The sequence below is a fragment of the Sphingomonas sp. Leaf37 genome (assembly GCF_920939475.1).
Classification (GTDB): Bacteria; Pseudomonadota; Alphaproteobacteria; order Sphingomonadales; family Sphingomonadaceae; genus Sphingomonas.
Map to the genome: position 1 here is coordinate 726296 of NZ_CAKLAX010000001.1, position 15650 is coordinate 741945.

Annotated in this window: 16 protein-coding genes; 7 read left to right on the forward strand and 9 right to left on the reverse strand. The window is 67.1% G+C overall.

The genetic code is table 11. The features are described from left to right. Positions 1–57: 57 nt before the first annotated feature. From phoB to LRA87_RS03275, 7 genes are all read right to left on the reverse strand, one after another. Complete coding sequence (gene phoB, locus LRA87_RS03245) at positions 58–750, reverse strand: phosphate regulon transcriptional regulator PhoB (RefSeq protein ID WP_230629138.1); 693 nt, start codon at positions 748–750, stop codon at positions 58–60. Continuing rightward, entirely contained in the window at positions 750–1442 is a 693-nt protein-coding gene (gene phoU, locus LRA87_RS03250) for a phosphate signaling complex protein PhoU (protein WP_230629140.1), read from the reverse strand. Before phoU ends, phoB begins: the two co-directional genes overlap by 1 nt. Then, the gene (gene pstB, locus LRA87_RS03255) at positions 1442–2203 is read right to left on the reverse strand and encodes a phosphate ABC transporter ATP-binding protein PstB (protein WP_443024835.1); all 762 of its coding nucleotides are present in this window, start codon (positions 2201–2203) and stop codon (positions 1442–1444) included. The genes phoU and pstB overlap by 1 nt, the downstream gene beginning before the upstream one ends. Further along, positions 2197–3453: a phosphate ABC transporter permease PstA gene (pstA, locus tag LRA87_RS03260; protein WP_230629144.1), complete on the reverse strand. Its 1257-nt coding sequence runs from the start codon at positions 3451–3453 to the stop codon at positions 2197–2199. The genes pstB and pstA overlap by 7 nt, the downstream gene beginning before the upstream one ends. Beyond that, positions 3446–4822, reverse strand: coding sequence for a phosphate ABC transporter permease subunit PstC (pstC, locus tag LRA87_RS03265; RefSeq protein WP_230629146.1), 1377 nt, complete (start codon positions 4820–4822; stop codon positions 3446–3448). Before pstC ends, pstA begins: the two co-directional genes overlap by 8 nt. A gap of 256 nt (positions 4823–5078) precedes the next feature. Continuing rightward, complete coding sequence (locus LRA87_RS03270) at positions 5079–6119, reverse strand: substrate-binding domain-containing protein (protein ID WP_230629148.1); 1041 nt, start codon at positions 6117–6119, stop codon at positions 5079–5081. Between the two features lie 23 nt (positions 6120–6142). Then, on the reverse strand, positions 6143–7381 hold the full coding sequence (locus tag LRA87_RS03275; RefSeq protein WP_230629150.1) for an ATP-binding protein: 1239 nt from the start codon (positions 7379–7381) through the stop codon (positions 6143–6145). A 196-nt stretch (positions 7382–7577) separates the two neighbouring features. On the opposite strand from LRA87_RS03275, the gene LRA87_RS03280 reads away from it, so the two are divergent. From LRA87_RS03280 to LRA87_RS03295, 4 genes are read left to right on the forward strand one after another with little or no spacing between them, the layout of a single operon-like run. Beyond that, the gene (locus tag LRA87_RS03280) at positions 7578–8012 is read left to right on the forward strand and encodes a hypothetical protein (protein ID WP_230629275.1); all 435 of its coding nucleotides are present in this window, start codon (positions 7578–7580) and stop codon (positions 8010–8012) included. A gap of 4 nt (positions 8013–8016) precedes the next feature. Next, positions 8017–8283 (forward strand): HPr-rel-A system PqqD family peptide chaperone, encoded by a 267-nt coding sequence (locus LRA87_RS03285; protein WP_230629277.1) that lies wholly within the window; start codon positions 8017–8019, stop codon positions 8281–8283. Further along, on the forward strand, positions 8280–9134 hold the full coding sequence (locus LRA87_RS03290) for an HprK-related kinase A (RefSeq protein WP_230629279.1): 855 nt from the start codon (positions 8280–8282) through the stop codon (positions 9132–9134). Before LRA87_RS03285 ends, LRA87_RS03290 begins: the two co-directional genes overlap by 4 nt. After that, positions 9119–10114 carry a nucleotidyltransferase domain-containing protein gene (locus LRA87_RS03295; protein ID WP_230629281.1) on the forward strand — a complete coding sequence of 332 codons (996 nt, stop codon included), beginning with the start codon at positions 9119–9121 and terminating at the stop codon, positions 10112–10114. The genes LRA87_RS03290 and LRA87_RS03295 overlap by 16 nt, the downstream gene beginning before the upstream one ends. Here the strand turns inward: LRA87_RS03295 and LRA87_RS03300 are convergent. Continuing rightward, the gene (locus LRA87_RS03300) at positions 10104–10802 is read right to left on the reverse strand and encodes an HAD family hydrolase (RefSeq protein WP_230629283.1); all 699 of its coding nucleotides are present in this window, start codon (positions 10800–10802) and stop codon (positions 10104–10106) included. The genes LRA87_RS03295 and LRA87_RS03300 overlap by 11 nt on opposite strands. 62 nt (positions 10803–10864) lie before the next feature. Between LRA87_RS03300 and glmU the strand changes: the two genes are divergently transcribed. From glmU to LRA87_RS03315, 3 genes are read left to right on the forward strand one after another with little or no spacing between them, the layout of a single operon-like run. Continuing rightward, positions 10865–12214 (forward strand): bifunctional UDP-N-acetylglucosamine diphosphorylase/glucosamine-1-phosphate N-acetyltransferase GlmU, encoded by a 1350-nt coding sequence (gene glmU, locus LRA87_RS03305; RefSeq protein WP_230629285.1) that lies wholly within the window; start codon positions 10865–10867, stop codon positions 12212–12214. 1 nt (position 12215) lies between these two features. Then, positions 12216–14039: a glutamine--fructose-6-phosphate transaminase (isomerizing) gene (gene glmS / locus LRA87_RS03310; RefSeq protein WP_230629287.1), complete on the forward strand. Its 1824-nt coding sequence runs from the start codon at positions 12216–12218 to the stop codon at positions 14037–14039. A gap of 18 nt (positions 14040–14057) precedes the next feature. Beyond that, positions 14058–15236, forward strand: coding sequence for an FAD-dependent oxidoreductase (locus LRA87_RS03315; protein ID WP_329958580.1), 1179 nt, complete (start codon positions 14058–14060; stop codon positions 15234–15236). A gap of 9 nt (positions 15237–15245) precedes the next feature. Here the strand turns inward: LRA87_RS03315 and LRA87_RS03320 are convergent, their stop codons facing one another. After that, positions 15246–15542, reverse strand: a complete 297-nt coding sequence (locus tag LRA87_RS03320) for a hypothetical protein (RefSeq protein ID WP_230629291.1) — start codon at positions 15540–15542, stop codon at positions 15246–15248. Positions 15543–15650: the final 108 nt, after the last annotated feature.

Here is a 15650-nt window from a genome sequence, read left to right on the forward strand (position 1 = left end):
CGCCCCCGCCCAACGTCCCAGTTCCGACTTTTCTCCTTCGTTTCGCGCCCGATTCTATTACGCGCCCGAATCGAGCGAATATCCGGCAGAACGCACCGTGCGGATCAGGTCGGGCCGTTCGCCGATATTGATCGCCTTGCGCAGTCGGCGGATGTGGACGTCGACGGTGCGGCTCTCGATGTCGCTGTCATGTCCCCACACTGCGTCGAGCAGCCGTTCGCGGCTGAACACCCAGCCGGGATGTTCGAGGAAATGCTTGAGCAGGCGGAATTCTGTCGGCCCGAGCGGCACGACCTCGCCCGAGCGGCGGACCTTGTGGCCGACGGTGTCCATCTCGATGTCGTCATAGGTCAGCGCTTCGCCGGCGAGCGCCGGGCGGACGCGGCGCAGCACCGCGCTGACGCGGGCAACGAGTTCGCGGGGACTGAAGGGCTTGGTGACGTAATCGTCCGCGCCGGTTTCGAGGCCGCGGATGCGGTCCTCTTCCTCGCCGCGCGCGGTCAGCATGATGATGGGAACGTTCTGCGTCTCGGTCATCCGGCGCAGGCGGCGGCAGACCTCGATCCCGCTCAATCCCTCGACCATCCAGTCGAGCAGGACGATGTCGGGCGCCTTTTCCTTGGCGAGCAGCAGCGCTTCCTCGCCATCAGGAGTGTGCGCGACCTCGAAATCCTCACGCTTGAAGTGATAGATCAGCAGTTCGGCGAGGGCGGCATCGTCCTCGACCAGCAGCATGGATGCGCGTGCCATCAGCGTCTGTCCTCGTTATTGCCGCCGCGGTCGCGGTCGGCCATTTGGGTGCCGGTTGCGGCGAAATAGACCATCTCGGCGACGTTGGTCGCGTGGTCGCCGATGCGTTCCAGATTCTTGGCGACGAACAGCAGGTGGGCGACCTGGCTGATCGTCCGCGGGTTTTCGACCATGTAGGTCACCAGCGTACGGAAGATGCTGTCGTAAAAATCATCGAGCGCCGCGTCGCTCTCCACGACCCGGACGGCGGATTCTGCGTCGCGGGCGGCGAACGCATCGAGCGCGGCGCGCACCATGTCGCTCGCCATCCGCGCCATCGCGGGGAGCAGCGACAGCGGCTCGATACGGTGTTCGCCGTCGATCATGGGAACACGCTTGGCGATGTTCTTGGCGTAATCGCCGATGCGCTCGACCACCGCCGCGATCTTGAGCGCCGCGACGACCTCGCGCAGGTCGACCGCCATCGGCGCGCGCAGGGCGATGATGCGGACGGCGAGCCGCTCGACTTCCGCCTCGATCGCGTCGATCGCCTTGTCGTCGGCGCGAACGCGCGCGGCGAGTTCGGGGTCGGGGCGTTGCAACGCCTGCATCGCCAGCGCGATGGCATCCTCCGCCAGCCCCCCCATCTGCGAGATCATACCCCGCAGCTGCCCGATATCGGCGTCGAATGCCTTGACCGTATGTTCCACCATTAGCCGTACCGTCCGGTAATGTAGTCGCGGGTGCGCTCCTCCCGCGGGTTGGTAAAAATATCGCTCGTAGCGCCGAACTCGACCAATTGGCCGAGGTGGAAGAAGGCGGTCTGTTGCGATACGCGCGCCGCCTGCTGCATGTTGTGGGTGACGATCACGATCGCGTAGCGCCCCTTCAGCTCGTGGATCAGTTCCTCGATCTTGGCGGTCGCGATCGGGTCGAGCGCGCTGCACGGCTCGTCCATCAGGATCACTTCCGGATCGACGGCGATGGCGCGGGCGATGCAGAGCCGCTGCTGCTGGCCGCCGGACAGCGCTGTGCCGCTGTCGGTGAGGCGATCCTTCACCTCGTCCCACAAACCGGCGCGGCGCAACGACTGTTCGACCATCGCGTCGAGGTCGGCGCGCGCGGTGGCGAGGCCGTGAATGCGCGGACCGTAGGCGACGTTTTCGTAGATCGATTTGGGGAAGGGATTGGGCTTCTGGAACACCATGCCGACGCGGGCGCGCAGTTGCACGACGTCCATGCCGCTGGCGTAGATATCCTCGCCATCGAGCAGGATCTCGCCGGTCACGCGGGCGGAGGCGACGGTGTCGTTCATCCGGTTGAGCGTGCGCAGGAAGGTGGACTTGCCGCAGCCCGACGGGCCGATGAAGGCGACGACATTGTCCTGATCGACGTCGATCGAGACATGGTCGATCGCCTGTTTCGCGCCGTAGAAGACGCTGACGTCATGCGCAGAGATCTTGTGGGTCACCAGCGGGTCTCGAAACGGTTGCGGAGGTAGATGGCGAGGCCGTTCATCGCGAGCAGGAACACCAGCAGCACGATGATCGCCGCCGATGTCTTCTCGATGAAGCCGCCGTCGACGTCGTCGGACCACAGGAATATCTGCACCGGCAGAACCGTCGCGGGGTCGGTCAGCCGCGATGGCGGGGCGGCGATGAAGGCGCGCATGCCGATCATCAGCAGCGGCGCGGTCTCGCCCAGCGCTCTGGCCATACCGATGATCGTGCCGGTGAGGATGCCGGGCAGCGCGAGCGGCAGGACGTGGTCGAACACCACCTGCACCGGCGATGCGCCCACCGCCAATGCTGCGTCGCGAATCGAGGGGGGGACGGCCTTGATCGCGTTGCGACCGGCGATGACGATGACGGGCATCGTCATCAGTGCGAGCGTGAGCCCGCCGACCAGCGGCGCGGAACGGGGCAGGTGGAAGGTGCCGAGGAACACCGCCAGCCCCAGCAGGCCGAAGATGATCGAGGGGACGGCGGCGAGGTTGTTGATCGACACCTCGATCAGGTCGGTCCAGCGGTTCCGCGGGGCGTATTCCTCGAGGTAGAGCGCGGCGAGCACCCCGATCGGGAAGGCGAGGCCGATCGTCACCAGCATGGTGAGCAGCGACCCCTTGAACGCGCCCCAGATGCCGACGCGGGTCGGATCGGTCGAATCCGCCGCGGTGAGGAAGCCGAGGTTCCAGCCCGTGGTGAGCACACCCCGCGCCTTCAGTCTGGCGATGATCGCTTCGGCCTGCGGGGTTCCGTCGCGCTTGGCGGCGACGTCGAGGGCGCTGTCGACTGGCACATCGATAGTGACCCGGCGGGTGAGCACGGCAGGATCGCGCTTGATCGCATCCCGCACCACCAGCCATGCGCCATCCGACAGCAGGTCGGTGCCGGCGCCGCCGTAGGCCTGCACGGCCGCGCGATCGACGATGCCTTCCAACCCTGCGCCGGCAAGCGCGAGGTCGGCACCGCGGCCTTTCAGCTGTGCGGGCGTCACCATCAGCTTCGCGGCGGCGAGGTCGATCGGCAGGGCGACGCGGGTCTGGCGGAAGCCGCTGGCGCCCTGCCACAGCATGCTCGCGAGCAGGAAGGCGAGGAAGCTTGCCGACAACCATACCGCGGCCAGCCCCAGCAGCCGGAAACGGCGCTCGGCGGCATAGCGGCGGCGGGTGCGACGCTGAACGGCTGCGGCCTTCCAGTCCGTGGGCTGGCGGGCGTTACTCATAGGCTTCCCGATACCGCTTCACGACGGTGAGCGCGACGACGTTCAGCGCCAGCGTGATAACGAACAAGGTCAGGCCGAGCGCGAAGGCGGCGAGCGTCTTGGCGCTGTCGAACTCCGCCTCGCCGGTCAGCAGGTCGACGATCTGCTTGGTGACCGTGGTGGTGCTGGCGAAGGGGTTGGCGGTGAGCGTCGCGACGCCGCTGGCCGCCATGACGACGATCATCGTCTCGCCGATCGCGCGGCTGACCGCCAGCAATATGCCGCCGACGACGCCGGGCAGCGCCGCGGGCAGGATGACCTTGCGGATCGTTTCCGAGCTGGTCGCGCCCATCGCGAGGCTGCCGTCACGCATCGATGCGGGAACGGCGGCGATCGAATCGTCGGCCATCGACGAGACGAAGGGGATGATCATGATCCCCATGACCGCGCCCGCCGCCAGCGCGCTTTCCGACGAGGCGTTGGCGATGCCGAGCGTCAGGCCCAGCTCGCGGACCGCGGGGGCGACGGTGAGCGCGGCGAAATAGCCGTAGACGACGGTGGGGACGCCGGCGAGCATCTCCAGTACCGGCTTCATCCAGCGACGCGTGCGGGCGTGAGCATATTGCGTCAGGTAGATCGCGCTCATCAGCCCGAACGGGATCGCGACCGCCATCGCGATGACCGCGCCGATGAAGAACGTCCCCCAGAACAGCGGGACCGCGCCGAGCGATGCGCCGGGATCGCGCGCGTCGATCACCTGCGGGCTCCAGTGGGTGCCGAACAGGAATTCGCCGACGCCCACGATGCTGAAGAAGCGCGCGGATTCGTACAGCAGCGATGCGACGATGCCGACGGTGGTCAGGATCGCGATCAGCGAGGCGGCGAGCAGCAGCAGCATGACGCCGCGCTCCACCTGTGTACGGGCGGCGAAATCCGGGCGCACGCGGGTGAAGGCGAAGCCGCCGCCGACGAAGGCGAGCAGCAGCGCGACCGCGGTGGCGATCCAGTCGTAGCGGCTTTGTGCGGCGGCATAGGCGGGCGCGAGCTTTGCCGACAGGTCGTGGAACGCGCCGTAGCTGCGCCCGGCGGCGAGTTCGCGCGCTTCGGCGAGGATGGAGGCGCGCTGGAATCCGGTCGCCGGCAGCGCGGCGGCGGCGGGCGTGGCGATCACCGCATCGGTGACGAGCGCGGGCGAGGTGAGGCTCCAGATGCCCAGGAACAGCAGTGGCGGCACGAGGGCGCAGATCGCGACGAAATAGCCGTAGTGGACGGGGAGGGCGGTGAAGCGCGCCACGCCGGGCTTGCGGAAGGTCGCAGCACGCATGCGCGCGGCGAGCCAGCCGATCAGCGCGAGGCCGAAGACGACGAGAACGATGGCGAGGCCGGTCATCGGGCGGGTCCGGCCAAGCCCGAAGGCACGTGCTCCTGCGGACGCAGGAGCCCAGGGTTCCGGGCCGCTCGGCTGCTTGGCTCTGGGTGCCCGCGTTCGCGGGAAAGCGGGGTGGTTGCCCCATGTCCACCGTCACCCCCGACTCCTTCCGGGGTCCACAGAGCCACAACGGTGGACCTCGAAGCTCGAAGCATCTCCCTCGCCGAAGCGTGGACCCCGGAACGAGTCCGGGGTGACGAGGGGCGCGGGGCGGGGGTCACGACCCCAGCTCCGCCGGGTTCAGCGGCGTCTCGTTCGCCACCACCGCTGCCGCCTTCGCCCGCACCGCTTCCGGTGCGGCGATCAGGCCGCGGCGGACCAGCGGGCCGTCCGGCCCCCAGGCGGCGGCATACAGCTTCAGGAAGGTCGCGAGGCCCGGGATGGCGCGGAGGTGCGCCTTCTTGACGTACACGTAGAGCGGGCGCGATCCGGGGTAGGCGCCCGCGGCGATCGTCGCATAGGTCGGCTTCACGCCGTTGATCGCGACGCCGTCCACGGTGCCGAGATTCTGTTCGAGGTAGCTGTAACCGAACACGCCGATCGCGTTCGGATTGGCGGCGAGTTTCTGGACGATCAGATTGTCGTTCTCGCCGGCATCGACATAGACGCCATCCTCGCGCACCCGCGTGCACAGCGCCTTGTGCGCCTCCGGGTCGAGCGTCTTCGCGCGGGGGTCGATCGCCTCGCACCCGCGCGTCAGGATCAGTTCGGCAAGGGCATCCCGGGTGCCGCTGGTCGCCGGTGGGCCATAGACCTGGATCGGTGTCGCCGGCAGCGCCGGGTTGACGTCGCGCCAGACCTTCGCGGTATTGGGACGACCGAGCGGCGCTGCGGCCAGCGCACGATAGAGGTCGGCGGGCGTCAGGGTCATACCCGGCCCGTTCTTCGCCTCGGCAAAGGCGATGCCGTCGATGCCGACCTGCACCTCCATGACCGGGCCGACGCCGTTATTCCGACAGGCGGCATATTCGCTGCGCTTCATCCGGCGCGACGCGTCCTCGATATCCGGGTGGCCCGCGCCGACGCCGGCGCAGAACAGCTTCATGCCCGCACCGGTGCCGGTCGATTCGATCACCGGCGCCTTCGCGTCGGGATTGTTGGCGACGAAGGATTCGGCGACGAGGGTGGTGAAGGGATAGACGGTGGACGATCCGACCGCGGTGATCTGATCGCGCGATCCGCCACCGCCGCCGTTCGCCTGATCCTGACAGCCCGCGAGGCACAGCGTCAGACCAAAAAAGAGAATTCGCTTGCCCACGCCCCGCCTGTGTGACGGTTCGGTTACCCTTTGATGACAGCGGTTCCGGTCGGTGTGCCCGCAAGTGCGTCCGCTGACGGGATCGCGACGGTGACGACAGTACCGACCCCGACCTTGCTGGCGATGTCCAGGCGGCCGCGGTGGCGCTCGACGATGTGCTTGACGATCGCCAAACCCAATCCGGTGCCGCCGACGCTTCGGCTGCGACCGGCATCGACACGGTAGAAGCGTTCGGTCAGGCGCGGGATGTGCTGCGGGGCGATGCCTTCGCCTTCGTCGGTGACCGTGAGGCGCAGCAGCCCGGAGCGGTCGAGGCCGAGCGTCGCGATCACGGGGGAGCCGGGGCGTCCGTATTTCATCGCATTACCGATCAGGTTGTGAAGCAACTGCGATAGCTGCGCCTCATCGCCGATCACGTGCGGCAGGTCGGGTTCGATGGTGATCGCGACATTCTCCGCCCGTGGGCTGCGCGCCGCCTCGATCTCCGCAGCGACATCCTCGAGCAATTCGCCGAGATCAAGACGGTCGCCGGGCAGCCGGTATTTCTCAGCCTCGATGCGCGATAACGAGATCAGATCCTCGACCAGTCTCTGCATCCGCTGTGCCTCGGCGAACATCACGTCGAGGAAGCGTTTGCGCAGACCGGGGTCCTCGCCGGCTTCTTCGTTCAGCGTTTCAATGAAGCCGAGGATCGAGGCGAGCGGCGTACGGAGTTCATGGCTGGCGTTGGCCACGAAATCGACGCGCATCTTTTCCGCAGCATAATTGCCCGACTGATCGACGAGATGGACAATCCGCGCACCATCGCCGGTTTCGCCCGTCCGCATTTCCCATCGCTGATCGGGGGTGCCGAGCCCGACGAGTTCCACGGGACGGCCGGGCAGTGGCGCGCCCGAGGTCAGCCGGTCGGCGGCAGCGGGGTGGCGGATCGCAACGCGGACGTCCTCACCGACGATATGGCGGCCGAGCAATGCTTTGGCGGCGGCATTGGCGCAGGTGACGATGCCGCTGCGAACCAGCAGCACGGGCTCTGCGATCACGTCGAGCACCTCGCCAAGCAGCGCTTCGGCATCCGGCGCATTGTGGCCGGTAACCGCTTGTCCTTCGTCGCCGCGGCCCATCGCGGCAAGCGCAACGGCGACCGTGCCGACGAGGGCGACGGCGGCACCGTCGATCCGCCCCTCGACGAGATAGACGCCGACGGCGGTGCAGAGCGCGATCGTGAGCGCACCGCTGAGCCGTCGGACGAATCGGGACATCATGCGCGATGCGCTAGCCCAAGTTAGCGACCGGGGGCAGGGGGGACGGCATGACGAACGTCGGAAGGTGATCCGGGACGATCACGCCCTGACTCCGCATCGAAAGAGCGTCAGCGCTTGCGAGTCCCGCAACGATACGCGGCATGTGCTTGCCTCGGCTTAGCGAATATGAAACTCAGCATGCGCTAGCAGGGGTGCCATGAGCGACGAAACGCCGACCGACGGCCACGATCAGATCGAACGAGACCGGGCTGAACCGGGTGAGGGCATTGCAAGCCGCCGCCGCGTGTTGATGCTCGGCGCGGTGACCGCGGGGGCGGTGGTGTCGATCCGTCCGGCGCTGGCGCAGACCGCCGGATCGGTGCTGAACTGCGAAATTCCGGTGCCCGACATGGGGCGCGCGGGCAGTTTCATCGATCCCGCCGGGAACGTCGTCGCGTCGGGTACGAAGGGCGCGTTTCCGCCAGCTTCGCGACCGTTCAAGGGTGAAGAGGTCAAGCGGGCGCTGTCCGGCACACAGTTGCCCGGTACGACCTACGAGAGCAATCGTGCCTATGTGAGCTATATCCGCCGCCTGCAGCGCGGGCAGGGCGGCTTCACCTGCTTCGCATCGTTGCAGATGCCGCGCGGCTGAGCATTTGCGGTACCGCGCCCCGCGGCCAGAGGCGCTGCTGACCGCCGACCTCGATGCCTTCACAGCCGTGTTCCACCGTCCGTCGGGAATCACACATCTGCTCGCGAGTCCCGCGCGCGAGATCGTCGACGCGCTGGCAGCCGACGCACTGGACCTCGATGCGCTGCTGATACGGCTGACCGAGCTGTTTGACCTGACCGACGCCGGCCCGGACGCGTTGGCGGCACGGCTGGACGAGCTGATCGATGCGGGACTCGTCGAGCCGGTATGAGGCACGTTTTCTCGGTTCGCATTGGCCCGATCGGTTTTCGGGTCGGTAGCGACTGGCGCGCACCGATCGATCAGTTGCGCGAGCTGTATCGTTACTACCCGGCGCCGAACCTGCCCGATTTCACGGTACGGCTGGAAGCGACCCGACCATGGCGGCGCTGGATCCGGCCTTCGGTGCGGATCGCCGGCGACTATACGCTGCCCGAGGCGGCGCCGCTGCCGCTTGCGCAGGGGCTGCTCGCCGCCGAAATGGCGATGAACCTGCAGCTGGCGCTGGGCGGGCGGCGCTATCTGTTGCTGCACGCATCGTGCGTCGAACGCGACGGACGCGCCGTGCTGATGACCGGCGAATCGGGTGCTGGCAAATCGACGCTGGCAACGCTGCTGGCGGCGAAGGGATGGCGGTTCATGGGCGACGAATTCGCGCTGATCGATCCGGATACCGGCCTCGTCCACGCCTTTCCTCGACTGATCAGCCTGAAGAATGCGGCAATCGATGCGGCGATCCGGGCGCAACCGCAGGCCCGGCTGGGGCCGCTGCTGGCGGCGACGCCCAAGGGCGATATTCGCCACATGGTGCCCGATGCGATCGCGGTGGGAGCGATGGACGAGCCTGCCCGGCCGGCGTTGCTGCTGTACCCCCGCTACGGATTCGCGAACGAGATACGGCCGGTGGCACCGAGTGAGTCGTTCGTCCGCCTGACGCAGGCGTCCACCAACTACGTCGCGATGGGCGAAGCCGGCTTCGGCGCGCTGACGCGGCTGGTACGCGAAACGCCGGCGCATGCGATCGACTACCCTGATGGCGCAGCGGCCGTAGCGCAGGTGGAGGCGTTGTGGCGGACGCTCTGATCCTCGCCCGTGCACTTGCCGATCCGCAGTCCCTGGCACTCGATACCGATTGGGTCGGATTGATCACCACCGCGCGCGCCGAGCAATTGCTGGGAACGCTGGCATATCGGCTGGACGGATTGCCGCTGCCTGAGGAAGTGGCGCTGCTGTTGGCAGATGCGCGGATGTCGGCGGAGAATGGTCGACGGGCGGCCTTGTGGGAGGCGGAGATGGCGCGGCGGGCGCTGGCGCGCCTCGGCTGCCCGGTGGTGTTGCTGAAGGGCACTGCCTTCGTCGCTGCGGGGCTGTCGGCGGGGAGAGGGCGGTCGATCGGCGACCTCGATATTCTGGTGCCGCGGGCGTCGCTGGATGCCGTCGAGGCCGCGCTGATCGAGGCGGGATGGGAATGGGTGAAGCCCGATCCGTACGACGAGGATTACTACCGGCGCTGGATGCACGAGCTGCCGCCGCTGATCCATCGGGACCGTGACCGGATGATCGACGTGCATCATACCGTTCTGCCGCTGACCGCGCGGATCACGCCCGATGCGGCGAGTCTGATCGCGGAAGCGCTGCCGCTGGGCAACGGGCTGTCGGTACTGTCGCCGCAGGACATGCTGGTGCACGCCGCGGCGCATCTGTTCGCGGACGGCGATCTGGCGGGGGGCTTGCGCAACCTGTGGGACGTGCACTGCCTGATCGACGAGCATGGCACCGACGGACTGGCTGTGCGGGCACGGCATCACGGCCTGACGCGCGAGGTCGGGCGAGCATTGCGGTTGAGCGGGCTTCTGTTCGGCACGCCGGTGCCTGACGATCGGCAACGGTGGTCGGATGCGCTATACCTGCGACGTCTGCTCGCCCGCGACGATTGGGGGCGGCCGATCCGCCCGCTGACGCGGCTCGCCTTCTATATCCGGTCGCACTGGCTGCGCATGCCGCCGGCGATGCTCGCCCGGCATCTATGGGCAAAGTGGCGGCGTGGCGGGGTCAGCCGTTGACGACCGCGAGGCGGTCGAGCGTAGGGATTAGTTCCGTGTAGCCATGGATGATCGCATCGGCGCCCAGTTCCTCCACCGGCTGCATCATGAAGCCGAACGAGCAGGCGACGGTCGGCAGGCCGGCGGCCTGTCCGGCGCGGATGTCGAACATCGAATCGCCGACGAACGCGGCTGTCCCGCCGCCGCAGCGGGCGATCATCTCGTAGATCGGTTTCGGCGACGGCTTGGCGTTGCCCGGCCCCATCGTATCGCCGCCGATGATGCAGTCGAACCGGCGGGTAAGGTCGAGCGCTTCGAGCACCTTGCGCGCAAGCCCCTCCAGCTTGTTGGTCACGATCGCCAGCCGCGTGCCGTGGGCGGCGAGTTGGTCGAGCACGTCGAGCGCATCCGGATATGGAATGGTCAGGACGGCGATATGCGTTTCGTAATACTCAAGCAGTAGCCGGTGCAGCCGATCGAGTGTCGCATCGTCGCAGCCGCCGGTCGCCGCCATGCCCTGCGCCAGCATGTGGCGCGCGCCGCCGCCGATCATCGGCTTGACCTGCTCTACGGTCAGCAGCGGTCTTCCGACGGATGCCAGCGCATGGTTCACGGCCGCCGCCAGATCGCCGCTGGTATCGAGCAGCGTACCGTCGAGATCGAATCCGACGATATCGAACGGCACGCGAAGCGATGAATTCTGCGTCATATCAGTGCGGGGTGACCGCTCCCTATGGAAATGGCAAGACTTCCATGGCAGGCGACACCACCATGAACGATCCTCTTGCCGTCATCATCCTTGCCGCGGGCAAGGGTACGCGGATGAAGTCCGACCTGCACAAGGTGCTGCATCCCATCGCTGGGCGACCGATGCTGCTGCACCTGATCGACAGCCTCGACCGGGCGGGCGCGACCCGGCGCGTCGTCGTCGTCGGCGCATCAGGGGAACAGGTCGAGCGCGCCGTCGCCGCGACCGGGGTCGAGATCGCGTGGCAGCGCGAACAACTCGGCACCGCGCACGCCGCGTTGCAGGCAAAGGATGCGCTGTCGGGGTTTGAGGGGATCGCGATCGTCTGCTTCGGTGACACGCCTTTGCTCGCCACCGATACCGTCGCGCGCCTTGCTGCCCGGCTTCAGGCGCCGGATACGCCGGCCGTCGCAGTGCTGGGGTTTCGCCCTGCCGATGCGCGTGCCTATGGTCGGGTCGTCGCCGATGCTGACGGCACGATCCGCAAGATGGTCGAATATAAGGACGCCAGCGCCGACGAGCGCGCGGTCGACCTGTGCAATTCTGGCGTCACCGCGGTTCGCACCCGCGATCTGTGGCGATTGCTGGAATCGGTCGGCAACGCCAATGCTGCGGGCGAATATTATCTGCCGGACGTCGTGACGCTGGCGATCGCCGAGGGTGGCAAAGCGGTGTGCATCGAGACGGGCGAGGACGAGGTCGCCGGGATCAACAGCCGCGGCGAACTGGCGGCGGTGGAGGCCGGCTGGCAGGCGGCACGACGCGCGCAGGCGATGGCGGACGGCGCGACCCTGATTGCGCCCGATACCGTGTGGTTCGCGCACGATACCCGCATCGGCCGCGACGTGATGATCGCGCCCAACGTCGTTTTCGGACCCGGCGTGAGCGTCGCCGACGGTGCGACCATCCATGCCTTCAGCCATATCGAAGGGGCGTCGATCGGGCCGCAGGCGGAAGTTGGTCCGTATGCCCGCCTGCGACCCGGTGCGGTGCTGGGTACGGCGTCGAAGGTCGGCAACTTCGTCGAGGTAAAGAAGGCTACGCTGGGCGAAGGTGCCAAGGTAAATCATCTGTCGTACATCGGTGACGCCGAAGTGGGTGCGAAGGCGAACATCGGCGCGGGCACGATAACCTGTAACTACGATGGCTTTTTCAAATACAAGACCAGCATCGGGGCGGGAGCATTCATCGGCTCGAACTCGGCGCTGGTCGCTCCGGTATCGGTCGGCGACGGAGCGATCGTCGCTGCCGGCTCGGTGCTGACCAAGGATGTCGAGGCGGGCGCGCTCGCCCTCGTCCGCCCCCCTCAAGTCGCCAAGTCCGGCTGGGCCACGCAATTCCGCGCCGTAATGCGCGCGAAGAAGGACAAGTAAAATGTGCGGAATTGTTGGAATCATCGGCACCCAGGATGTCGCCGACCGGCTGCTCGACGGCCTCAAGCGGCTGGAATATCGCGGCTACGATTCAGCGGGTATCGCCACCGACCATGATGGCCGGATCGAACGTCGCCGCGCATCGGGCAAGCTGGTCAATCTGGCGAAGGAACTGGCGGCTGACCCGCTACCTGGCACCACCGGCATCGCCCACACCCGCTGGGCGACGCATGGCGGCCCGACCACGAATAACGCCCATCCGCATGCGACCGATGAGGTCGCGGTGGTGCACAATGGCATCATCGAGAATTTCAAGCCGTTGCGCGACGAGCTGATCGCCCGCGGCCGGGTGTTCACCAGTGAGACCGATACCGAGGTGGTTGCACACCTCATCAGCGAAAAGGTCGAAGCAGGTATCGAACCGATCGCGGCGGTGCGTGAAATCCTGCCGCGGCTGCACGGTGCGTTTGCGCTGGCGATCCTGTTCCGCAAGCATCCCGAACTGTTGATCGGTGCGCGCCTCGGCTCGCCATTGGTCGTCGGCCATGGTGAGGGCGAGACGTATCTCGGTTCCGACGCGCTCGCGCTGGCGCCGCTGACGCAGCGGATTGCCTATCTGGACGAGGGCGACTGGGTGGTTTGCACCACCGAGGGTGCGCAGGTTTACGATCGCGACAATCATCCCGTCGAACGGCCGATCACCATCTCCGGCATCACCGGCGAACTCGTCAGCAAGGGCAATCACCGCCATTACATGCTGAAGGAGATCTACGAACAGCCGATCGTCGTCGCCCAGACGCTGCGATCCTATCTGCAGCGAATGGAAGAGCGGGTAACCCTGCCGATCCCAGACTTCGACCTTGCTGGCGTCAAGCGCGTCACCATCGTCGCTTGTGGTACGAGCTACTACGCCGGCATGGTCGCCAAATACTGGTTCGAGCAATTCGCGCGCGTGCCGGTCGATATCGATGTCGCCTCCGAATTCCGCTATCGCGCGCCGGTGATGGAGCCGGGTGGCCTGATGATCGTCATCAGCCAGTCCGGCGAGACCGCCGATACGCTCGCGGCGTTGCGCCACGCCAAGTTGGAAGGGCAGACGATCGCCGCGGTGGTCAACGTGCCGACCAGCAGCATGGCGCGCGAGGCGGACCTGCTGCTGCCGACACATGCCGGCCCGGAAATCGGCGTCGCCAGCACCAAGGCGTTCACCTGCCAGCTGGCGGTTCTCGCGGCGCTCGCCGCGAACCTTGCCCGCGCCAAGGGCAAGTTCAAGGATGGCGAGGAGCGCGAGATCGTCCGCCATCTCGCCGAAGCTCCGGCGGCACTCAACGGCGCACTGGCTTATGACGAGGCGATCGAGGCGATGGCTGGCGTAATCGCAAGCGCCCGTGACGTGCTGTATCTGGGGCGCGGCACTAATTATCCGCTGGCGTTGGAAGGCGCGCTAAAGCTGAAGGAAATCAGCTACATCCACGCCGAAGGTTACGCGGCGGGCGAGATGAAGCACGGTCCGATCGCACTGATCGACGAGAATGTGCCGGTGATCGTCATCGCGCCGTCCGGTCCGCTGTTCGACAAGACCGTCAGCAATATGCAGGAAGTGCAGGCGCGGGGCGGCAAGGTCGTGCTGATCAGCGATTACGACGGCATCCAGGCGGCGGGCGAGAATTGCATCGCGACCATTACGATGCCCAAGGTTCACCCGCTGATCGCGCCGCTGGTCTATGCTGTGCCGGTGCAGTTGCTGGCATATCACGTCGCGGTGGCGAAGGGGACGGATGTGGATCAGCCGCGCAACCTCGCCAAGTCGGTGACGGTGGAATAAATAGCCGATCCGCTCGCCATCGCGGTCGCCGGTTGTGGCCCGGCGGGGCTGGCGGCGGCGTTGCTGCTGGCGCGGGACGGCCATCACGTCACCATATACGAACGGTTCGACGCGCCGGCGCCGCTCGGGTCGGGGCTGATGATCCAGCCGACCGGACTTGCGGTGCTCCGCGCGCTGGGGCTGGACGGCGCGTTGATCGCCCGGAGCGCGCGGATCGATCGCCTGTTCGGGGCGGCGGACGGGCGCGTGGTGCTCGATGTCGGCTATGCGACGCTGCGACAGGCGGGCCTGTGCGGTTTCGGCGTGCATCGCGCGACGCTTTTCGCGGTGCTGCACGATGCCGTGACAGCGGCGGGCATTTCGATTGAGACCGGCCGCGCGATCGCGGGAAGTGAGCTGTCGGGTTACGGCCGCCGCCGTCTGGCGTTCGTTGACGGCACCCGGTCGGCGGCCTTCGACCTGATCGTCGATGCACTCGGTACGCGAACGCCGCTGGCACCACCGTGCGGCCGGGCGCTGCCTTATGGCGCCTTGTGGGCGAGCCTGCGCCGGACGGAAGGCTTTGCGACGAATGCGCTGGAGCAGCGCTATCGCCGTGCCAGCGCGATGGCAGGGGTGCTGCCGATCGGTCGGCCGCGGGGCGCGAGTGCGGATCATGCGGCGTTCTTCTGGTCGATCCGCGCCGACCGGCTCGAACGCTGGCGGGATGCCGGGCTGGAGGCATGGAAGGAGGAGGTGCGTGCGCTCTGGCCGGCAACCGCGCCGTTGCTGGATCAAATCGGGGACGCGGGGCAGTTGACCTTCGCGAGGTACGCCCACCGCACGCTCCGCCGGCCGGTGGACGCCGCATTGATCCATATCGGCGACGCATGGCATTCGGCCAGTCCGCAGCTGGGGCAGGGCGCGAACATGGCGTTGCTCGACGCCTTCGCGTTGGCACGCGGTCTGCGCAATGCCCCGGACGTGCTATCAGGGATCGCCGCCGCGGTCAGGATGCGCAGACGGCATGTCCGGTTGTACCAGGCGCTGACGGCGGTATTCACGCCGGTGTATCAGTCGGACAGCCGGACACTGCCGTTCGTCCGCGATCGGCTGGTCGGTCCGCTCTCAGGATCGTGGCCTGCAAACCGCATTCAGGCGGCGATGGTCAGTGGCCTGATCGGCAAGCCCCTGGAGCCGCTTGGCCTGACCGTCTGAGGCCGTTCCTTACATCAGCCGAGCCGATCGGCAGATCCGGCTCCATCGTATCACGCGGCGATGGTTATTGCCGAGGCGGCTGCGGTCGCGCGGCAATCCGGCGCATTGTTCGCGGACGTAATCTTCAGAGAAGCCGGTGCCGCGAAAGTCGTCGCCGCCCTGCTTCGCCTGCGCATCGATGGCGGAGCCGAGTGCGATCGCGCCGGTATAGTCGACCGGATTGACCGGCCCGAGTACGTCCTGCGCCGAAACGGGCGATCCCGGCGCAAGCATAGCCGCGACGATCCAGGACAAACGAAGGCGCATCGTGCCACTCCCTATGATCGACCAGGGTAACGATCGGCAGCCGGGACGGTGCCCTGACGATGGCGCGCCGTGCTCTCTCGCATAACCGTCCGTTCTCGTCTAACCACG

Bases quoted from the DNA above. Each gene is read 5' to 3' on its own strand.
- phoU (WP_230629140.1), bottom strand. From the start codon at position 1,442: ATGGTGGAACATACGGTCAAGGCATTCGACGCCGATATCGGGCAGCTG.
- LRA87_RS03290 (WP_230629279.1), top strand. From the start codon at position 8,280: ATGAGGCACGTTTTCTCGGTTCGCATTGGCCCGATCGGTTTTCGGGTC.
- glmU (WP_230629285.1), top strand. From the start codon at position 10,865: ATGAACGATCCTCTTGCCGTCATCATCCTTGCCGCGGGCAAGGGTACG.
- LRA87_RS03300 (WP_230629283.1), bottom strand. From the start codon at position 10,802: ATGACGCAGAATTCATCGCTTCGCGTGCCGTTCGATATCGTCGGATTC.
- LRA87_RS03320 (WP_230629291.1), bottom strand. From the start codon at position 15,542: ATGCGCCTTCGTTTGTCCTGGATCGTCGCGGCTATGCTTGCGCCGGGA.
- pstA (WP_230629144.1), bottom strand. From the start codon at position 3,453: ATGAGTAACGCCCGCCAGCCCACGGACTGGAAGGCCGCAGCCGTTCAG.
- pstC (WP_230629146.1), bottom strand. From the start codon at position 4,822: ATGACCGGCCTCGCCATCGTTCTCGTCGTCTTCGGCCTCGCGCTGATC.
- phoB (WP_230629138.1), bottom strand. From the start codon at position 750: ATGGCACGCGCATCCATGCTGCTGGTCGAGGACGATGCCGCCCTCGCC.
- glmS (WP_230629287.1), top strand. From the start codon at position 12,216: ATGTGCGGAATTGTTGGAATCATCGGCACCCAGGATGTCGCCGACCGG.
- LRA87_RS03280 (WP_230629275.1), top strand. From the start codon at position 7,578: ATGAGCGACGAAACGCCGACCGACGGCCACGATCAGATCGAACGAGAC.
- LRA87_RS03275 (WP_230629150.1), bottom strand. From the start codon at position 7,381: ATGATGTCCCGATTCGTCCGACGGCTCAGCGGTGCGCTCACGATCGCG.